Annotated in this window: 1 protein-coding gene; it reads left to right on the top strand. The window is 63.0% G+C overall.

Annotation, left to right across the window (positions count from 1 at the left end):
• The first annotated feature begins 202 nt into the window (after nt 1-202).
• Complete coding sequence (locus ACW9JE_RS30640) at nt 203-1,561, top strand: 8-oxoguanine deaminase (protein ID WP_457434893.1); 1,359 nt, start codon at nt 203-205, stop codon at nt 1,559-1,561.
• Nucleotides 1,562-1,626: the final 65 nt, after the last annotated feature.

Here is a 1,626-nt window from a genome sequence, read left to right on the forward strand (position 1 = left end):
GTGTCAGGCTGCCAACGTCATCGTTGACGACCATCGCGAGCAAGCTCGGCTCCTACAGGGTAGATGTACGTCGGGTCGGGCTTGCCCGCAGCAAGCTTTTGATCGACACTGCCCACCTCGCCTCCCCGGCGACCCTGGATCAGCAGACAGGGCAACACTGAGCTGGCAACCCTGAACCCAACTTTCAGAGGAGCCGGCCAACATGCCTGCGACCCGTACCTGGTTAAAAAATCCCCTCGCCATTTTCACGGCCAACGGTCTCGATGCCCGTGGCGGTCTGGTGCTGCAAGACGGTGTGATCGTCGAAGTGCTCGGCGCTGGCCAGCAGCCTTCCACACCCTGTGGACAAGTCTTCGATGCCCGCGAGCACGTGATCCTGCCGGGCCTGATCAACACCCATCACCACTTCTATCAAACCCTGACCCGTGCCTGGGCGCCGGTGGTCAACCAGCCGTTGTTTCCGTGGCTGAAAACCCTGTACCCGGTCTGGGCTCGCCTGACCCCGGAAAAACTCGCCCTGGCCACCAAGGTCGCCCTGGCCGAATTGCTGCTGTCGGGTTGCACCACCGCCGCCGACCATCACTACCTGTTCCCCGACGGGCTGGAAAATGCCATCGACGTGCAAGTCGGGAGCGTTCGCGAACTGGGCATGCGCGCCATGCTGACCCGTGGATCGATGAGCCTCGGTGAAAAAGATGGCGGCCTGCCACCGCAGCAGACCGTGCAGGAAGGCCAGGTGATTCTCGACGACAGCCAGCGACTGATCGCCGAGTACCACGAGCGCGGTGATGGCGCGCAGATCCAGATCGCCCTGGCGCCGTGCTCGCCGTTCTCGGTGACCCAGGAAATCATGGCCGCCAGCGCCGAACTGGCAAACAAGCTCGACGTGCGTCTGCACACGCACCTGGCGGAAACCCTCGACGAAGAGGATTTCTGTCTGCAGCGTTTCGGCCTGCGTACCGTCGACTATCTCGACAGCGTCGGCTGGCTCGGCCCACGTACCTGGCTGGCCCACGGCATCCACTTCAACCCGGATGAAATCGCTCGCCTGGGCGCCGCCGGCACCGGCATCTGCCATTGCCCGAGCTCGAATATGCGCCTGGCGTCCGGCATCTGCCCGAGCATCGAGCTGACCGAAGCCGGAGCTCCGCTGGGCCTGGGCGTGGACGGCTCGGCCTCCAACGATGCGTCGAACATGATCCTCGAAGCGCGGCAGGCGCTGTACATCCAGCGCCTGCGCTATGGCGCCGAGAAGATCACGCCGGAACGCGTGCTGGGTTGGGCGACCAAGGGTTCGGCGCAGTTGCTTGGGCGTAGCGACATTGGTGAATTGGCCGTGGGCAAGCAGGCTGACCTGGCGATGTTCAAGCTCGATGAACTGCGATTCTCCGGTAGCCATGATCCGGTGTCGGCGCTGCTGTTGTGCGGCGCGGATCGTGCGGATCGGGTAATGGTGGGTGGCAAGTGGCGAGTGATTGACGGGCAGGTCGAGGGGCTGGATCTGAAAGGCTTGATTGCCGATCACAGCCAGGCGGCGCGGCAACTGATCGCTGGTTCCTGATAAAACACCACCCCTGTAGGAGCCGAGCTTGCTCGCGATAGCGGTATGTCAGACACATTGATTTT

The organism is Pseudomonas sp. SDO55104_S430, from assembly GCF_054070595.1.

Excerpts from the sequence above, each read along its gene's own strand:
- ACW9JE_RS30640 (WP_457434893.1), top strand. The coding sequence starts at position 203 with ATGCCTGCGACCCGTACCTGGTTAAAAAATCCCCTCGCCATTTTCACG.